The following is a 15,984-nucleotide window of genomic DNA, read 5'->3' as shown; positions in this document are numbered from 1 at the left end:
GAGTGGGCGCGACGCTACAGCGGCTGGGCCCGCCGGACCTGTTCGGCGGCACGGTCGGCGTCGAGTAGCTCGTCGGTGACGAGGACGGCGGGTCCGACCGTCAGCGTCCCCGACGACAGCGGTTGCGCACGTAGCCCACCGCGTCCGATCAGCGCCTTGCGCACGCCGTCGCCGGCGACGGTGTCCATCCACGAACAGGGATGCGCGGGCCGACCGCCGCGGAATCGGACGGGTCCGGATCCGGTGTCGATCTCGAACTCCCGGCCGCGCAGCGGATCGAGCTCGACACCACGCACGACGATGTTGCGCCGGGCCAGAACGGGATCGACGTCGCCCGCGGCCGCGGTCCACGCCTCGAGTGCCAGGAACGTCACGGCCGCCTCGGTGTGCGCTCGCACCCCGAAGAAGCGATCGCCGCGAATCCCCTTGTCCGCGACTATCTCCACCGACTCGGGTGTCGAGGTCTCGACATCGTCGGCGGGTCCGTCCTTCGGTCGACCGAAATAGGCGTGCGCGGGTGAGACCACGAAAGTGACCATCTCGCAGGTGTATCGGTGGGACATGAGTGCCCTTCGTGGCTCGTCGCTTGCGCTCCTCGCACCTCAGGGAGCGATGGCGGGTTGCGCCTGCACCCCGGGGAGCGTCCTACTCAATACCCGGTGAATGAGTCGGAGTGGATGCGCCATGGACGCATTCTGGTGGTGGGGTCGTGGCGCCGGATGGTCGCCGAGGTCACCTCGACGAACGCCGGCGTGCCGGACACGTAGTAGTGCGCTTCACCGGCGCCGGGGCCGATCAGGTCGCCGAGGCGTACGGGGTCGGCGATCCCATCGGCCGATTCGGGTGCGACGACCGTCACCACGCGCGCGCCGCGGGCCCGCGCGGCGTCGAGATCGTCGGCATAGGCCGCTCGTGCACCGTCACGCAGTATGTGCGCCAGCGACAAGCCCGAGAGGTCTGCGTCCGGCGCAGCCGTCAGCCCACGCACCATCGACACGAACGGCGTGATCCCGATCCCCGACGCGATCAGGACCACCCGGCCTTTCGACGGGAACCCCCGGGGCAGCACGAAGTCGCCGCCGATCTCGTCGACGAATGCGCGGCCGGCGGTTCCGTCGATCAGCGCCGCCTTGTACGCGGACGGCTCCGCTGCCACGGTGAACCCGAACTCGACGGGCGACTGCCCGGGAGCGGACACGAACGAGAACACCCGGCGCGAACCGGACCACACCGGCGCCGACCACCGCGGCAGGCTGACACTCGACCACTGCCCCGCCCGGAATGCCGGCGCACCACCGGCCGGCTCCCCGCGGATCGCGAAGCTTCGATCGGCGATGGGAACCGCCTCGACGTCGAGCGGCACACGTCGTGCCGTCCCCGAGATGAGCCGCACGACAAACGCATACAGACATCCGACCAACAGGGCCACCTCCGGCACGAAGGCCAAGGTGTAGGAATCGGTGATCGCGACCGTGTACTGACAGTGCATCAACACACCGACGATCGCGCCATAGACGAGCCGGTGGATCTGCGTCGCCGGTGAGGTCAGCGGCTCGGGCAGCATGATCGCCGCGACGAACAACATCGGACTCGACACGATCCACGTCGACAGGTCCTGGCCTCCGCGGACCAGTTCGACGACGCCGATCGTGATCAATGAGGCGGCGATGAACACGAGGACCAGCCGCCAGTCCCGGACGAGGGTGACCACCACGGCACCGATCACGACCATCGGGACGAGCAGCGGCGCGGCGGCGACCCACCAGAACGGGAAACTGATGCCCCCGACGCCTGCGTAGGCCAGTGCGTAACAGCCGACCGCACCGGCGACCGCCGGGTTGATGAACAGCCGACGTCGCCACGCCAGAACGTATTTCGACGCCGCGGCGATGGCCGCACCGACCGCGACCGTCGTCACCGCGGTGTCCTCCGAACCGCCCGGCAGGACGAAGAACAGGATCAGGCCGGTGATGAGCCACGAATCCGAGTTCGGCGGCACGCGCACCACTGCGGCGCAGGCGTAGCTCACGATCGCGCTGACCCCTACCGACACCACCAGCCACACAGCGAGTTCGTCGGGCCCGTAACCGAAGTCGCCGTCGACCCCAGACACCACGAAGGCCGCGACCACCAACAGGAGTAGCCCGCAGAGCACCGCGCGGTAAGGCGTCAGGTGCCGCCGCGACGCGTCGATCGGCGTGAGCAGCCGTGGAAGGGCCGATGTCACAAGAACAGCTCCAATCCGGGGATCGCGGTGTGCTCGACACTCCCGTTGCGTCGGATGGTCACGTGATGGAACCCCTCACGGTGATGGTCGAAGTCACCGCGCAGGAACGCAGCCGGTGTGAAGAACAGTGCCGTCGCCAGTCCGTCGGCCTCCATCGCCGACGGCGCGATCACCCACGTGGCCAACACTTCTCGGGCGGGCGACGCGGTCCGTGGGTCGACGATGTGATGCCAGTCCGCCCACGCGCGGCGGTTGCTCGCCGACGCGCAGATCGCCCCGCCTGACACCGACACCACGCCGATGGCCTTCGATGGCACCAGCGGATGCTCCAGCGCCACGCGCACACCGCGGTCGCGCGGTGAGATCACCATGTCCCCACCGGCGTCGACGACGTAGTCCCCTGCACTGCCCGCCACGATCGCCGCCACGCGATCAACTGCGAAACCCTTACCGGCGGCTCCGACGTCGAGCAACGCCGGCGCCCGCATGTCGAACGCACCCGCGTGGTCGGCGATCACCGCATCCCACTCCGGCGCGACCGGCACCTGTGGCGCCGGACGCAAGGAGTAACCGGCGTCGTAACCGGCATCGGCGAGAGTCTGCCCCACCAGCGGCGACACGCCACCGCCGGTCAGGTCATAGAGCCGGCGATACCAGTCGACGAGCGGCTGATCGGACTCGGCGATCTCATAACGACCGGCTCGACGCGCCATGTCCGCGACCACCGAGTCATCCCGGAACCTCGACCACACTCTGTCGATCCGGTCGATCTCGGCGTCGACCGCGGCAACCGCGTCGACGGACAGCGGCGCAGGCGTGCTGATCGTCCACCGGGTGCCCAGGGCGTCGAACGCCCAATGGTGGGCGGTGGCGAGGGAGGTCAGGCCTGGGCCTCCTGCTTGATCTGGGCGATCGCGTCGTTGAAGCCGCCCGAGGTGAGCGACGAGCCGGACACCTTGTCCACCTCGATCTCGTCGATGTTCTTGCCCACCACGACGTCGGAGATCCCACCGGCGAACTTGCCCTGGTACTCCAGCGACGGCCCCTTGGTCTGACTCGTGTCGACCGACACGGCGGTGATCACCGAGTTCGACAGGGTCACCGTCACACCCACCGTCTGCGGACCGCCCGGGGAGATGTACTCGCCGACCGCGGTGTACTCGCCGTTCTTGTACTCACCCGAACCGGCATCGGCCACCTCCGTGGCGGCCGAACTACCCGCGGTGGTCCCGGAGGCCGAGTCACCGGAACCGGAGTCCTCCGAGGAACACGCGCCCGCGACGAGCCCGACCGCCGCCATCGCCGCGATCACCCCGCCGGTACGTGCCAGCGCTGACGAGGCCCGGGACGCGGGTGTGCGGGACGCCGACAGCGAATCGGACGACTGGGACATTTCTGGGGTGAGGGTCATGGCACCAATTGTGCCGACACAGCGCCGGAAAGTCCCGGTGACGTACGGATCCGTCTCCGGCGACCTTCAGCGGCCCGCCGCGGCGACCCGCGCCTGGATGGCGTCGACGAAGACGGTGCGGATGTCGGCGGCGTTCTCGGCGACGTAGGTGGTGCCGCCGGTCGCCGTCGCAATCTGCTTGAGCGCGTTGGAGTCCGCGTCGTCGGAGATACCGATCGTCAGCACCAGAACCGGCCGTGCCGGGTCCTCCAGTCGCTTCAGTTCCGCGAGTAGGTTGTCGAGGGTGATGCTCTCCGGGTCCTCGTTCTGCCCATCGGTCATGATGATGACGCTGTTGGAGTAGTTCGGATCGTAGGTGTCCTGGACCTTCTTGAAGGCGGCGAGAGTGGTGTCGTACAAACCGGTTCCGCCGCCGAGGTTCGAGAGGCCCTCTTCCACCGCCCGGCCGAGTGCCTCACGGTGGGTGCCGCTTCCCGACCTCGCGTCGAGTCTGCGGATCGGCGCCATCTCGATCCAGTCCTGGCCGGGTCCGCCCTTGTCGACGCTGAAGGCCCACCCCCCGATCATCGTGTTGTTGGGGAACAGCTTGAGGCCGGTCTGCGACGCGTCGATGAGCAGGCCCGCACGGGTCGTGCCACCGGCCGGGGTCTCCATGGACCCGGAGGTGTCCTGCACGACCAGCGATCGGATCGGCACGCCGAGCACCTGCCACTGCCGCAGGGCCTTGTCGACCGATGTGGGGTCGCGCAGTCCGAGTTCTTTGACGGGGGTGCCGATACCGTTGCCGTCGGCGTCGCGGTATCCCGAATCGGTGAGCGCAGCCCGCCCGGCCTCGGTGCCCAGTGCCGCGACGAGGGCGGCGCCGGCATCGGCCGACGTCTGCTGTCGGGCCGCGGCCGCGGTGTTGACCAGCGGGTAGTCCAGCATGACGGTGCCGGCCGTGGGGATCGCCGACTTCAGCGTCGAGCCCGGATGGGTTCGCATGAACAGGTCGAACTGCTGCTCGGTGGTCACCACGGGCACGCCCGATGTGTTCGCGAGGTTGAGGCGGGTGCCCTCGTTGTCGTTGGCGAGACGCGCGTTGTTCTGCTGGATGGCGAGAATCGTCATCGCCTCGGTGAACTTCTCGTCTGTGATCTCACCGGCATCGACCGCGGCCAGCGCACCGATGATGGGCGCGTCGCCCGTGCTGGTGTCGACCGGACTGCCGGTTCGCAGGTCGGGAAGCCTCATCACTTCGACCCACGTACCCAGCTGCGGGACATCGGTTCCCGCGACGACGGTCGGTGTCGACGCGATCGACGGGGACACCATGTCGAGTTCGCGTCGCACCTGCGTGGTGACGCGCCGCGCCTGCACCTGCGAGTCGGCCACCCACAGGTCCGGCGCCGCGGCACCCTGCGTCAGGAGGCCCGGGACGTCGGCGCCTGCCGCGGTCTGGATGTCGTAGTCGAAGCAGGAGTCCGCCGACGCCTGCCGTGCCACCTCACGCAGTGGCCCGGTCATCGCCGCATCGGAGGCGACCGCAACGCGGGTGCGGTCCCCGCACCCGGCCGAACCCGTCTGCCAGATGATGACGCCGCTGATCAGGGCGACGACCACGATCAGGACGGCAGCGGCCCACAACCAGGTGCCCCGTCTGCCGCCACCGGTCTCGCGATGGTCGAAGCCGAAGTCGTCGTCCCGCGCCGTCGGCGGAACCGCCGCACGCCGGCCGCTGGGTGCGTCCCCCGCACCGTCGCGCCCCGCCCGATCGTTCGACCCCGCCTGATCGTTCGACCCCGACCGACCGTCCCAGTCGTTTCCGGCGCGATCGGCACCGGAGCTGTGCCGCCCCATAATTTCTCTCCCCTTGTACAGCGGTCTGCCGACCGCCTGACGCCATGCGGCCGCCCCGCCCGACGCATCGCGGCACCGGCGACAGCCGCCGGCGCCCGTTCACGCCTGGCTCAGCCGAAGACCTCGCGGAACTTCAGCAGCGACTTACGCAGATCCCCCGACACCGCCATGGCCGCGGTCTTCCCGACCGGCCCGATCAGCGGCAGCCCTCCCAGATCAACTGTGAAGGTTACTTCCGATCCGCCGGAAGTGGGAGCGATGCCCAGGTCGAGCTTCGCCTTGACCCCGCCCTTGCCGTTGCCCTTGAGGCGGACATGCTTCGTCGGCTCGTACTTCTCGATGACCCAGTCGAAGCGGACGCGCGTGCCCTTCACCTTCACGATCGACGAGATCTCCGTGCCCTTGGACAACTCGCCCGCCGTCGGAATGGGGCTGCGCCACGTCTCGTGGATCAGCAGCCACTCGCCGTACCGGGACAGATCCGACGCCGCAGCCCAGGTATCTTCCGGTGACAGATCAACTTCGATGGAGTCACTCGTCTTCGCCATGGTCCAAGAGCCTAGTGCCACCGCCTCGGTCGCCGAACAGGCGCGTTCACTGCTCGGCGCGCACCTGACCGGCCACGGGGTGACGATCATGGTGACCGAGGTCGAGGCGTACGCCGGTCCCGATGACCCGGCGTCGCATGCGTACACGCGAACCGCACGGTCGGAGATCATGTACGGGCCGCCCGGACGGCTCTACGTCTATCGCATCCACGGTCATCACTGCGCGAATGTCGTGGTGGCCGGGCCGGGGCCCGCAGCCGCGGTCCTGCTCCGCGCGGGTGCCGTGATCGAGGGCATCGATGCGGCGCGGGCGCGGCGAGGCGCGAGAAGATCAGGCCCGGTTCCCGACGCCCGGCTCGCCGCCGGACCGGGGAATCTGTGCCGGGCCCTGGGGATCACGATGGCCGATCTCGGCACCGACCTCGCCGACCCGTCGACCCCGGTCACGCTCACGCCCTCGGTTTCGGGGAGGACGGGGCGAGTCGTCGCCGGACCCCGGGTTGGGGTGCGGCGCAACGCCGACGTCGAGTGGCGGTTCTGGATCGACGGCCACCCGAGTGTGTCGGCGTACCGGAGACACCCGCGCGCCGGCGGATGAGACGGCCGGCGCCGGTCGGCTAGCGCTGCGGGTTGTTGGGGTTCTGCTGACCCGGGTTGTGTCCGGGGTTCTGGCCGACGGCCTTGCGCACGGCGTCCTGTGCCTTGTTGACCTGGCCGGAGTACTTGTTCTTGGTCACCTTGTCGATGGCGTCGCCGCCCTTCTCGATCAGAGCCGGGTTCTGCTTGAGCGTGGCCTTCGCCTTGTTGACGAGTCCCTTGAGGTTCATGGTGGTTCCTTCTGACGACGGGCCGGATCCGTTCCGGCCGCTTGCCGCGAGTTTAGCCGTGCGCGGCGAGTGACCCCCCGTGCTGCGCGGCGTCATCATGGCGGTCGGCGAGCACGCGCGGCACGACACGCGACACGATCTCGACGCACACGATGCCCACTGCGGCCGACACCAGCGCGACAGAGTTCATGTGCCAGTTGGACGAATCGAGGCGGAACAGGTCCTGGGTGAACGGCCAGGCGAAGATGAGCACGTAAGCCCCGGCCGAGCCGACGAGAAGGATGATCTTCCACCAGTTGTAGGGGCGCGCCACCACGGCGAGCACGTAGACCGCGATCGCGATCAATGTGATCAGTGCCGCGGTCGCGGCCTGCGTCTGATCCGGCGAGAGGTCGACCGCATCGCCACCCATCTCGACCCCGGAGCCGCCCGGGTTCACGATGACGTACGTCACGAAGGTGCACAGCCCGACGATGATTCCGTTCGGCACGGCCGACAGGAGCACCCGCCGCACGAATCCACTTCGTGCCCGCTCGTGGTTGGGCGCCAGTGACAGCACGAACGCCGGGACACCGATGGTGAACCACGCGGAGATGGTCACGTGGATCGGTTGGAACGGGTAGCTGAGTGGATCGGACCCCGCCAGCTCGCCCACGAGTCCGCCGACGCCGACGAACATGGCCAGCAGGACCGCGTACACGGTCTTGGTGAGGAACAGGTTGGAGACGCGTTCGATGTTGCCGATCACGCGGCGGCCCTCGCCCACCACGTAGGGCAGGGTCGCGAATTTGTTGTCGAGCAACACGATCTGCGCGACAGAGCGGGCCGCGGAGCTGCCCGAACCCATCGCGACCCCGATGTCGGCGTCCTTGAGCGCCAGCACGTCGTTGACACCGTCACCGGTCATGGCGACGGTGTTGTCCCGGGATTGCAGCGCCTTGACCATGGCGCGCTTCTGATCGGGTCGTACCCGGCCGAAGGTGACGCCGTGTTCCACGACGTCGGCGAGTTCGTCGGTCGACCCCGGGAGTTCGCGCGCATCGACCGATGTCTCGGCGGTTCCGAGTCCCAGCGATTCGGCCACCGCACCGACCGACCGGGCGTTGTCCCCCGAGATGACCTTCACCGCGACGTGCTGCTGGTCGAAATAGTCGATGGTCTCGCGGGCGTCGGATCGGACTCGCTGCTCGAGCACGACGAGCGCGACCGGCGTCACCGTGCCGGGAGCCACCGCACCCGCCGCGGGTTCGGTGTCGACGGGGACGTCGGTGCAGGCGAGCAGCAGGACGCGGAGACCTGTGGCACCGATGTCCGACGCCAGTCGGGCGGTCTCACCCGCCGGGTCGAGAAGTACGTCGGGGGCGCCGATGAGCCAGTTCCCCGCGTCGGCGTCGGCGGTGTTCTCGATGCCGACGGCGGTGTCGTCGCGGAACGACATGCCGCTCCACTTCGTCGCCGAGGTGAACGGTTTGATCGCGGTCACCGTCCAGCCGGGCGCTTCCGGATATGCCTCGGCGACCGCGATCATGCTGGCGTTGGGCCGCGGGTCGTGTGCGGCGAGGGCCGCGAGCACATGGTGCGCAGTGTCGGCCGGCACCGACCCGACGGTACGGACCTCCGACAGTCGCATCCCGTTCTCGGTCAGGGTGCCGGTCTTGTCAGCGCAGACCACGTTCACCCGCGCCAGGCCCTCGATCGCCGGCAGCTCGTTGACCAGACACTGCCTCCTGCCGAGCCGCACCACGCCGACCGCGAAGGCGATCGAGGTCATCAGCACGAGACCTTCGGGCACCATCGGCACGAGGGCGGCGACCATCCCGAGCAACGATCGTCGAAGTCCGTTGTCGCTGATGAAGAGCTGGTTGACGATGGTCAGCAGGCCGGCCGGGATCAGCAGCCAGGTGATGACGCGCAGGATCTGGTCGATCCCGGATCGCAGTTCCGAGGACACCAGCGTGAACTTCGACGCCTCGGCGGCCAGCTGCGCGGCGTATGCGTCGGCCCCGACCCTGGTCGCGCGATACGCGCCGCCGCCTGCGACGACGAAGCTGCCCGACAGCACGACGGCGCCGGGGGTCTTGTCGATAGGGTCGGCCTCACCGGTGAGCAGCGATTCGTCGACGTCGAGTGCCGTCGCCTCGGTGACCTCCCCGTCGACCACGATCTGATCGCCTGCGCCGATCTCGATGATGTCGTCGAGGACCACCTCGTCCGGCGGCACCTCGGAGACCCGGCCGTCGCGCCGGACCCGCGGGCGTGTCTGGCCGACGATCGCCAGCTTGTCGAGCGTCCGTTTGGCGCGGACCTCCTGCACGATGCCGATCGTCGAGTTGGCGATGATCAGCAGGCCGAAGAGTCCGTTGATCAGTGATCCGGTGAACGCGACGATCGCGAACAGGACACCGAGGATCGCGTTGATCCGGGTGAACACGTTCGCGCGCACGATGTCGGCCACACTGCGTCCGGACCGGTCGGGCAGCGCGTTGACCTGACCGGCAGCGACCCTCTCGGCGACCTGCTCGGCACTGAGTCCAGGGTCCGACTTCTCGGTCGTGACACTCACCGCACGACCTCCGCCGCGGTCACGCCGAAGTCTCCCACCAGCCCGGATTCGCGATGCCCGCACCGGTGCGGTGGACGAGGTCGATCGATCCGCCGGGCTGCGGGACCAGGATGGTCGGGCCGTCGGACGACGATGACGCGGTCAGCCGGGCGATCGGCTCGCCCCAGGGGTGGCGGGCGAGGCTGAACGTGCCCCAGTGGATGGGGACGAAGACCGAATCCCGTCCGGTGCCGGGCGAGACCATCCGGTGGATCGACAGGGCCTCCTCCGGGTTCACGTGGATGTCGGGCCACATCACGTCGTAGGCACCCACGGCGATGAGGGTGAGGTCGAACGGGCCGAGTCGGGCGCCGACGTCCTCGAAGCGCTCGGTGTGCCCGGTGTCTCCGGAGAAGAACACCTTGTGCACGGGACCTGCGATGGCCCAACTCCCCCACTGCGTCAGATTGCGGGCGAGCCAGCGTCCCGAGAAGTGCCGCGCCGGGCCACACGTGAAGCGCAGCTCGCCGCCTGCGGTCGGCACGGTCACCTCGTCCCACCAGTCGGCCTGTCGGATGCGATCTTCCGCGATTCCCCAGGCGGCGAGGTGCGCGCCGACTCCGATGGTCGTCACGAACACGGTGTCCGGCTGGGTGGCGGCGATGGTGGTGACCGTCGCCATGTCGAGGTGGTCGTAGTGGTCGTGACTGATGACGACGACGTCCACCGGCGGCAGTGCGTCCGGGGTGAGTGGTGCGGGGTGCATGCGTCCGGGGCCGACGAGTTGGCTCGGCGAGCAGCGGCGGCTCAGCACCGGGTCGGTGAGGATGCGCGCCCCGTCGATGTCGACGAGGGCGGTCGCGTGACCGAGCCATGTCACGGCGAGCTCGGCCGGGGCGTCGAACCGGGGCACGGTCACCATCACCGGGCGCCGCGGCCGACCGGGGCGTCGTGCCATGTCCGACATGACCTGCAGGTCGGGCTCGCCGGCCGACGAGGCCGGCTCCGGGTTGTCGAAGAAGCCGTCACGCAGGTGCGGGGAGAGTCGCACATGAGGGGAGATGTCGGCACGTGAGGCGCCGATCGCGCGTGCCGGCCCCACACCTCCGGCGGCGAGTCCCGCGAGGACCGTGTCGGCCACCATCACCCCGGCCGAACCAACCCGCCCCAGAATGCTCGAACGGGCATCGGTAGTGCCCTGTTTCCCGGTCGTGGAAGTCACGTTCACACAGTAGTGCGTTCCGTGCGATGCCGACTCCGAGTGAAGCGCGTTGTGGGCCTCACCGGCACTGATAGGCTGCGGCGAGCATTGTCCACCCGAGCATGCGCCGGCGCATGTGGTCAGAAAGTCACCCAAGTGGCACGGATGTCCGTCGACCAACGTCGCAGCGCGCTCATCGAATCGGCGTACCGCGTGATCGCCGATCACGGGGTCGAGGGGGCGACGACCCGTCGCATCTGCGCGCATGCCGGGATGCCCCTGGCCAGCTTCCATTACGCGTTCGAGAGCCGTACCGCGCTGCTGTGCGCGGTCATGGAGACCGCCGTTCCCACCGACATCGAGCGGATGTTGCACACCGTTCTGCCGGCGGCGGAGTACGGACCGATGCCCGACAACGACGCCATCCGCGAGAACATGCAACGCCAGTTCCACGCGTTCTACGACCTGTTGAAGGCCGACCCCGGTCGCATGCAGGCAGCCATTGCGCTCGGCATCTACGCCCACAATCACCCGGAGCTGCAGCAGGTGGGCAAGCACATGTACGAGCAGCTCTACCGGGTGTCGTCGGAAGGCTTGCGGACGATCGCCGAACTCACGACGGCGGTCTGGACGACGCCCGTCGAGGAACTGGGCCCGCTGATCATCGCGGCGACCAACTCCATCACCCTCGTCTACCTCAGCACCGCCGACGACAAGGTCGTCGACGCGATCATCCGTTCGATCACCGATCAGCTCATGACGCATGTCAGATTCGAGTGATCCCGGCCCGTCGCGGCCGGCCACCACGGTCGGACTGTGGGCGCGGGACCCCGACACCTACTGGGCCGCGATAGACCAGGCCGTCGCCGACGCCGGCCTCGACGCCCCCGTCCTCGCGCTCGACCGGGCCGCCTTGGAACACAACGCGGGCGACCTGCTCCGACGCTCGGCCGGTGTGCCGATCCGCGTCGCCAGCAAGTCGGTCCGGGTGCGCTCGGTGATCGCCGACCTCGTCGCGCGCAACGGTTTCCAGGGGGTTCTCGCCTACGATTTGGCCGAAGCGCACTGGCTCGCGACCGAATCGGGTCTGACCGATGTGCTGATGGGTTATCCCACGGTTCGCCGGGAGGCACTCGCGGCGTTCGCCGCCGACGAGGTCGCCACCGCGCGGGTCACCGTTCTCGTCGACTCGGTGGATCACCTCGACATCATCGACTCGGTCGCTCCCGCTGGTGGCCGCCCACCGATCCGGGTCGCCATCGACCTCGACGCGTCGTACCGCCTCCTCGGTGGCCGCGTCCACATCGGTGTGCGCCGCTCGCCGGTGCACTCCCGCCGAGACGCACTCGACCTGGCCCGGACCATCGTCGCGCGCAACGGTTTCGACCTCGTCGGTGTCATGTCGTACGAGGCACAGGTCGCTGGGGTGGCCGACGCCGTGGCCGGCAAGACCGTGGTCAATCGTGCGGTGTCGGCGATGCAACGCCGGTCGATGGCCGAATTACGACGACGCCGCGGGCGCGTGATCGACGAGTTGAGTCGAATGACCGACCTGGAGTTCGTCAACGGCGGCGGCACCGGTTCCCTGGAGGAGACCGCACGCGATCGCTCGGTCACCGACATCGCCGCGGGCAGCGGACTGTTCGGCGGGCATCTGTTCGACGGCTACCGCCGGTTCCGGCCGGCACCCGCGCTCGCCTTCGGACTCGACGTGGTTCGCCGCCCGGCACCCGGCATCGTGACGTGCGCGGGCGGAGGCTGGATCGCCTCGGGTCCACCGGCATCCGATCGTCTCCCGAAACCTGTGTGGCCCAGCGGCTTCGAGTTCGTCGGCACCGAGGCCGCCGGGGAGGTGCAGACACCGTTGCGTGGACCGGCCGCCGACCGCATCTCGGTGGGCGACCGGGTGTGGTTCCGGCACACCAAGTCCGGCGAGGTGTGCGAACGCGCCCGCGAGGTGGCGATCATCGATCGCGACCCGGCGGGGCGTGCCGTGGTGGGCGAGGTCGTGCCGACCTACCGAGGAGAGGGCAGGTGCTTCCTGTGAGAGGGACGACCGCACTTCCGGCGCACACCTGGCGCAACTGGGGAGGGACAGCCGGCTGCACGCCGAACCGCGTCATGAGTCCGTCGAGCGCCGCCGGGATCGCCGACATCGTCCGCGACGCCGCCGCGCGCGGCGGCACCGTGAAGACCGTGGGCGCGGGGCACAGCTTCTCCCCCATCGCCGTTGCCGACGACGTGCAGATCGAACTGTCGCGGCTCCGCGGCCTGGTGCGGGTCGACGGGCACCGGGTGACCCTGCGCGCGGGGACGCATCTCTACGAGATACCCGGCCTACTGGCACCATTCGGGCTCGCGATGACGAACCTCGGCGACGTCGATCGTCAGACCATCGCCGGCGCGACCTCCACCGGCACCCACGGCACCGGCCTGGCATTCGGTGGGATCAGCACACAGATCGTGGGCGCCACCGTCGTCACCGGCACCGGTGACATCGTGACCCTGACCCCCTCGGACGCCGACTTACCCGCCGTCGCACTCGGACTCGGCGCACTCGGCATCGTCGCAGAACTCACCATCGAATGCGTCGACGAGTTCCGTCTGCACGCCGTGGAGGGTCCCGAGACCGCGGACGCGGCGATCGCGGCGTTCGGCGAGCGTGTGGAGAACACCGACCACCACGAGTTCTATCTCTTTCCCCACACCAACTGCGCCCTGGTGAAGACCAACACCCGTGTGGGGACCGACGTCCCGGTCAACGGCCCGTCCCGCATCAAGCGCTACATCGACGACGAACTGCTGAGCAACAAGGCACTTCGCCTGCTGTGCGAGGTGGGTGCGCGCGTACCCCGCCTGGTTCCGGCCATCAACGGGGTCACCGGCCGCGCGCTTTCCGCCCGCGAGTTCACCGATTCGTCGACCGGCGTCTTCGTCTCCGATCGCGATGTGCGGTTTCGTGAGATGGAGTACGCCATCGACCTCGACGCAGTTCCCGACGCCCTGCGCGAGATCCGGGCGCTGCTCGACCGGCGAGAGTACCTGGTGAGCTTCCCCATCGAGGTCCGCGCCGCGGCGGCCGACGACCTGATGCTGTCCACCGCTTCCGGCCGCACCAGCGGTTACATCGCCGTGCACCGCTACCATCGGGACGATCCGGCCGACTCCGACGCCTACTTCGCCGACGTCGAAGCCATCCTCACCGGCTTCGGCGGCCGGCCGCACTGGGGCAAGATGCACACCCGCGACGCCGAGTACCTGCGGAGCGTCTATCCGCGGTTCGACGAATTCCGCTCCGTGCGTGACCGTTACGACCCGTCGCGGGTGTTCGCCAACGATTACCTGCGGCGGGTACTCGGCGACTGACCGCTATCGCCCGACGGCGTACCGCGACATCATGGATCGGGTTGCGGTTTCGTCCGGATTCGGTGGTTGCCAGAACGCAACCTGATCGTCGGGTCACGGACCGTCACCTGGCCGCGAGAGTGATCGTCTGGTCCACTGGAGACATGCGCGACGTCCTGCGGTCCCTGATCGAGCTCCTCGACGGGGAGACCGCACGTCCGGTCGCGCTCTGCCGGGTGATCGGCACGTCAGGATCGGCGCCCCGTGAGGTCGGCTCCGCGATGGTCGTGACCGCCGACGACACCGTCATCGGTTCTGTCTCCGGCGGCTGCGTCGAATCGGCCCTCGTGCACAGTGCGCGAGAGGTGCTGGCCGACGGGACCGCCGTCGTCGAACACTACGGAGTGGACGATCCTGACGACCCCGCGCCGGGCCTCACCTGCGGTGGTCAGATCGAGGTCCTGGTCGAACCCGTCGCGCCGACCGACGAGCGTCGTCGACATCTGTCGCGGCTCGCGGCGGCCCTCGACGCCGACGAGCCGATCGCCTGGGCGGCCACCCTCACCGACGAACCCGACTGGCATCTCGCGACCGGATCGTCCCGCACGCCGTGGCTGCGCCTCGACCGCGACGTCGCCGACCTCCTCGCCACCGGCCGCAGCGGGCTGATCGGCGTCGACGATTGCGACGCCCCCTCCGGCGAACGTCCCCGGACGTTCGTGCAGACCTTCGCTCCGCCTGCGCGGCTGATCCTCGTCGGCGCCAACGATTTCGTGCGAGCGCTCAGTTCACTGGGAACGAGTCTCGGGATGCGGGTCACCGTCGTCGACGCACGACCGGTTTTCGCCACCGCGGCACGGTTCCCCGACGCCGACGAGGTCGTGGTGGCCTGGCCCGATCGCTACCTGACGGATCAGCTCCGCGAGGGTTCGATCAGCACCACGACATCGGTCTGCGTGATGACGCACGACCCGAAATTCGACGTTCCCGCTCTGGGGATCGCGCTCGCGTCGCAGGCTTTCGGATTCGTCGGCGCACTCGGCTCCCGCCGAACCGTCGACGACCGCAATCGCCGCCTGCGTGAGGCCGGCGTCGAGGAAACGCACCTGGCCCGCCTGCGCTCACCCCTCGGCCTCGACCTCGGCGGGCACACCCCCGGCGAGGTCGCCGTGGCGATTGCGGCCCAGCTCATCGCCGAACGCCACGACGCGTCCGCGGCACCCCTGCACACCGGGGACGGGCCGATCCACCGGCGATGACGGGCCTCAGGAGCCGATGAACCGCGGCGGGCGCTTCTCGGCGCGCGCGGCGCGGCCCTCCTGCACGTCGTCGCTCTGCCACGCGCGCAGCATCGCCGCCGCCCTGTCCTGCGGAGCGGCGTCGCGGGCACCGTCGCCGTTGAGGACGAGCTTGTAGTGCTGCAGTGTGAGCGGGGCGAGGTCAGCGATGGTGCGCGCCCAGTGCTGCGCGTCGGTGAGATCACCGATGCGATTGGCGAACCCGAGGGTGTGCGCGCGATCGGCGGTCAGCGGGTCGCAGCCGATCAGCATCCCCCTCGCCTGCCCTGCTCCCACCAGGGAGACCAGCCGCCGGATCGTCCACTCATCCACGGCGACACCGATCTTGGCGGCGGGGATGCCGGCGATCGCGTCCGGTGCCATGACCCGGAGGTCGGCGGCCATCGCCAGCTGTAACCCCGCACCGATGGCCGAGCCGTTCAACGCCGCGATGACGGGCACCGGCGCGGCCTCGATCCGTTGCAGCGTCGCGACGAGTGTGTCGAGGAAACCCTTGTCGTACACGGGGCCCGACAGGTCGGCGCCGGCGCTGAACACCGGCCCCCGGCCCGTCACCACGATGGCGCGCGCACCGGCGTCGAGTGCGGCGTCGAACGCACCGGACAGGCCGGAGAGCATCTCGTCGTTGAGGGCGTTGCGTTTGTCGACCCGGTCCAGCTCGATCGTGACGACCGTTCCCTCGGTGGTGGAGTGGATCATGGGCCTCAACCCTACCGATGACCCAGCCCTGCCGACGACACCGCACG

General features: G+C 69.1%; 15 protein-coding genes. 5 read left to right on the top strand and 10 right to left on the bottom strand.

Annotated features, from left to right (window positions below; all coding sequences use genetic code 11):
• Nucleotides 1–14: 14 nt before the first annotated feature.
• The 6 genes from ACSUZC_RS06215 to ACSUZC_RS06190 form a co-directional block, all read right to left on the bottom strand.
• On the bottom strand, nucleotides 15–563 hold the full coding sequence (locus tag ACSUZC_RS06215) for a molybdenum cofactor biosysynthesis protein (protein ID WP_439032000.1): 549 nt from the start codon (nucleotides 561–563) through the stop codon (nucleotides 15–17).
• Nucleotides 564–649: 86 nt separating this feature from the next.
• On the bottom strand, nucleotides 650–2,227 hold the full coding sequence (locus ACSUZC_RS06210; protein WP_439031999.1) for an oxidoreductase: 1,578 nt from the start codon (nucleotides 2,225–2,227) through the stop codon (nucleotides 650–652).
• A complete protein-coding gene (locus tag ACSUZC_RS06205) occupies nucleotides 2,224–3,111 on the bottom strand; it encodes an FAD:protein FMN transferase (protein WP_439033010.1) in 888 nt (295 codons plus the stop codon). Before ACSUZC_RS06205 ends, ACSUZC_RS06210 begins: the two co-directional genes overlap by 4 nt.
• A complete protein-coding gene (locus ACSUZC_RS06200; protein ID WP_439031998.1) occupies nucleotides 3,108–3,638 on the bottom strand; it encodes an FMN-binding protein in 531 nt (176 codons plus the stop codon). The genes ACSUZC_RS06205 and ACSUZC_RS06200 overlap by 4 nt, the downstream gene beginning before the upstream one ends.
• A gap of 66 nt (nucleotides 3,639–3,704) precedes the next feature.
• Nucleotides 3,705–5,477, bottom strand: coding sequence for a substrate-binding domain-containing protein (locus ACSUZC_RS06195; RefSeq protein WP_439031997.1), 1,773 nt, complete (start codon nucleotides 5,475–5,477; stop codon nucleotides 3,705–3,707).
• Nucleotides 5,478–5,587: 110 nt separating this feature from the next.
• A complete protein-coding gene (locus ACSUZC_RS06190; protein ID WP_439031996.1) occupies nucleotides 5,588–6,025 on the bottom strand; it encodes a type II toxin-antitoxin system Rv0910 family toxin in 438 nt (145 codons plus the stop codon).
• Between ACSUZC_RS06190 and ACSUZC_RS06185 the strand changes: the two genes are divergently transcribed.
• Complete coding sequence (locus tag ACSUZC_RS06185) at nucleotides 6,003–6,623, top strand: DNA-3-methyladenine glycosylase (protein ID WP_439031995.1); 621 nt, start codon at nucleotides 6,003–6,005, stop codon at nucleotides 6,621–6,623. The genes ACSUZC_RS06190 and ACSUZC_RS06185 overlap by 23 nt on opposite strands.
• 19 nt (nucleotides 6,624–6,642) lie before the next feature.
• Here the strand turns inward: ACSUZC_RS06185 and ACSUZC_RS06180 are convergent, their stop codons facing one another.
• The 3 genes from ACSUZC_RS06180 to ACSUZC_RS06170 are packed head-to-tail and all read right to left on the bottom strand — an operon-like array spanning nucleotide 6,643 to nucleotide 10,622.
• The gene (locus ACSUZC_RS06180) at nucleotides 6,643–6,852 is read right to left on the bottom strand and encodes an antitoxin (RefSeq protein ID WP_439031994.1); all 210 of its coding nucleotides are present in this window, start codon (nucleotides 6,850–6,852) and stop codon (nucleotides 6,643–6,645) included.
• Nucleotides 6,853–6,904: 52 nt separating this feature from the next.
• Nucleotides 6,905–9,415, bottom strand: coding sequence for an HAD-IC family P-type ATPase (locus tag ACSUZC_RS06175; RefSeq protein WP_439031993.1), 2,511 nt, complete (start codon nucleotides 9,413–9,415; stop codon nucleotides 6,905–6,907).
• Nucleotides 9,416–9,434: 19 nt separating this feature from the next.
• Nucleotides 9,435–10,622: an MBL fold metallo-hydrolase gene (locus ACSUZC_RS06170; protein WP_439031992.1), complete on the bottom strand. Its 1,188-nt coding sequence runs from the start codon at nucleotides 10,620–10,622 to the stop codon at nucleotides 9,435–9,437.
• A 138-nt stretch (nucleotides 10,623–10,760) separates the two neighbouring features.
• On the opposite strand from ACSUZC_RS06170, the gene ACSUZC_RS06165 reads away from it, so the two are divergent.
• The 4 genes from ACSUZC_RS06165 to ACSUZC_RS06150 all read left to right on the top strand — a co-directional run bounded on the left by ACSUZC_RS06165 (nucleotide 10,761) and on the right by ACSUZC_RS06150 (nucleotide 15,199).
• Nucleotides 10,761–11,375 (top strand): TetR/AcrR family transcriptional regulator, encoded by a 615-nt coding sequence (locus tag ACSUZC_RS06165; protein ID WP_439031991.1) that lies wholly within the window; start codon nucleotides 10,761–10,763, stop codon nucleotides 11,373–11,375.
• Nucleotides 11,359–12,642: an alanine racemase gene (locus ACSUZC_RS06160; protein WP_439031990.1), complete on the top strand. Its 1,284-nt coding sequence runs from the start codon at nucleotides 11,359–11,361 to the stop codon at nucleotides 12,640–12,642. Before ACSUZC_RS06165 ends, ACSUZC_RS06160 begins: the two co-directional genes overlap by 17 nt.
• A complete protein-coding gene (locus ACSUZC_RS06155; protein ID WP_439033009.1) occupies nucleotides 12,639–13,961 on the top strand; it encodes a D-arabinono-1,4-lactone oxidase in 1,323 nt (440 codons plus the stop codon). Before ACSUZC_RS06160 ends, ACSUZC_RS06155 begins: the two co-directional genes overlap by 4 nt.
• Before the next feature lie 143 nt (nucleotides 13,962–14,104).
• The gene (locus ACSUZC_RS06150) at nucleotides 14,105–15,199 is read left to right on the top strand and encodes an XdhC family protein (protein ID WP_439031989.1); all 1,095 of its coding nucleotides are present in this window, start codon (nucleotides 14,105–14,107) and stop codon (nucleotides 15,197–15,199) included.
• A 6-nt stretch (nucleotides 15,200–15,205) separates the two neighbouring features.
• On the opposite strand, the gene ACSUZC_RS06145 is transcribed toward ACSUZC_RS06150, so the two are convergent.
• Nucleotides 15,206–15,937, bottom strand: a complete 732-nt coding sequence (locus tag ACSUZC_RS06145; RefSeq protein ID WP_439031988.1) for an enoyl-CoA hydratase — start codon at nucleotides 15,935–15,937, stop codon at nucleotides 15,206–15,208.
• Nucleotides 15,938–15,984: the final 47 nt, after the last annotated feature.

Source organism: Gordonia terrae (assembly GCF_051789125.1).
Taxonomy (GTDB): Bacteria; Actinomycetota; Actinomycetes; order Mycobacteriales; family Mycobacteriaceae; genus Gordonia; species Gordonia terrae_A.
The sequence above is the reverse complement of the archived record's forward strand: the minus strand, read 5'-3'. Positions and strand labels throughout refer to the sequence as shown.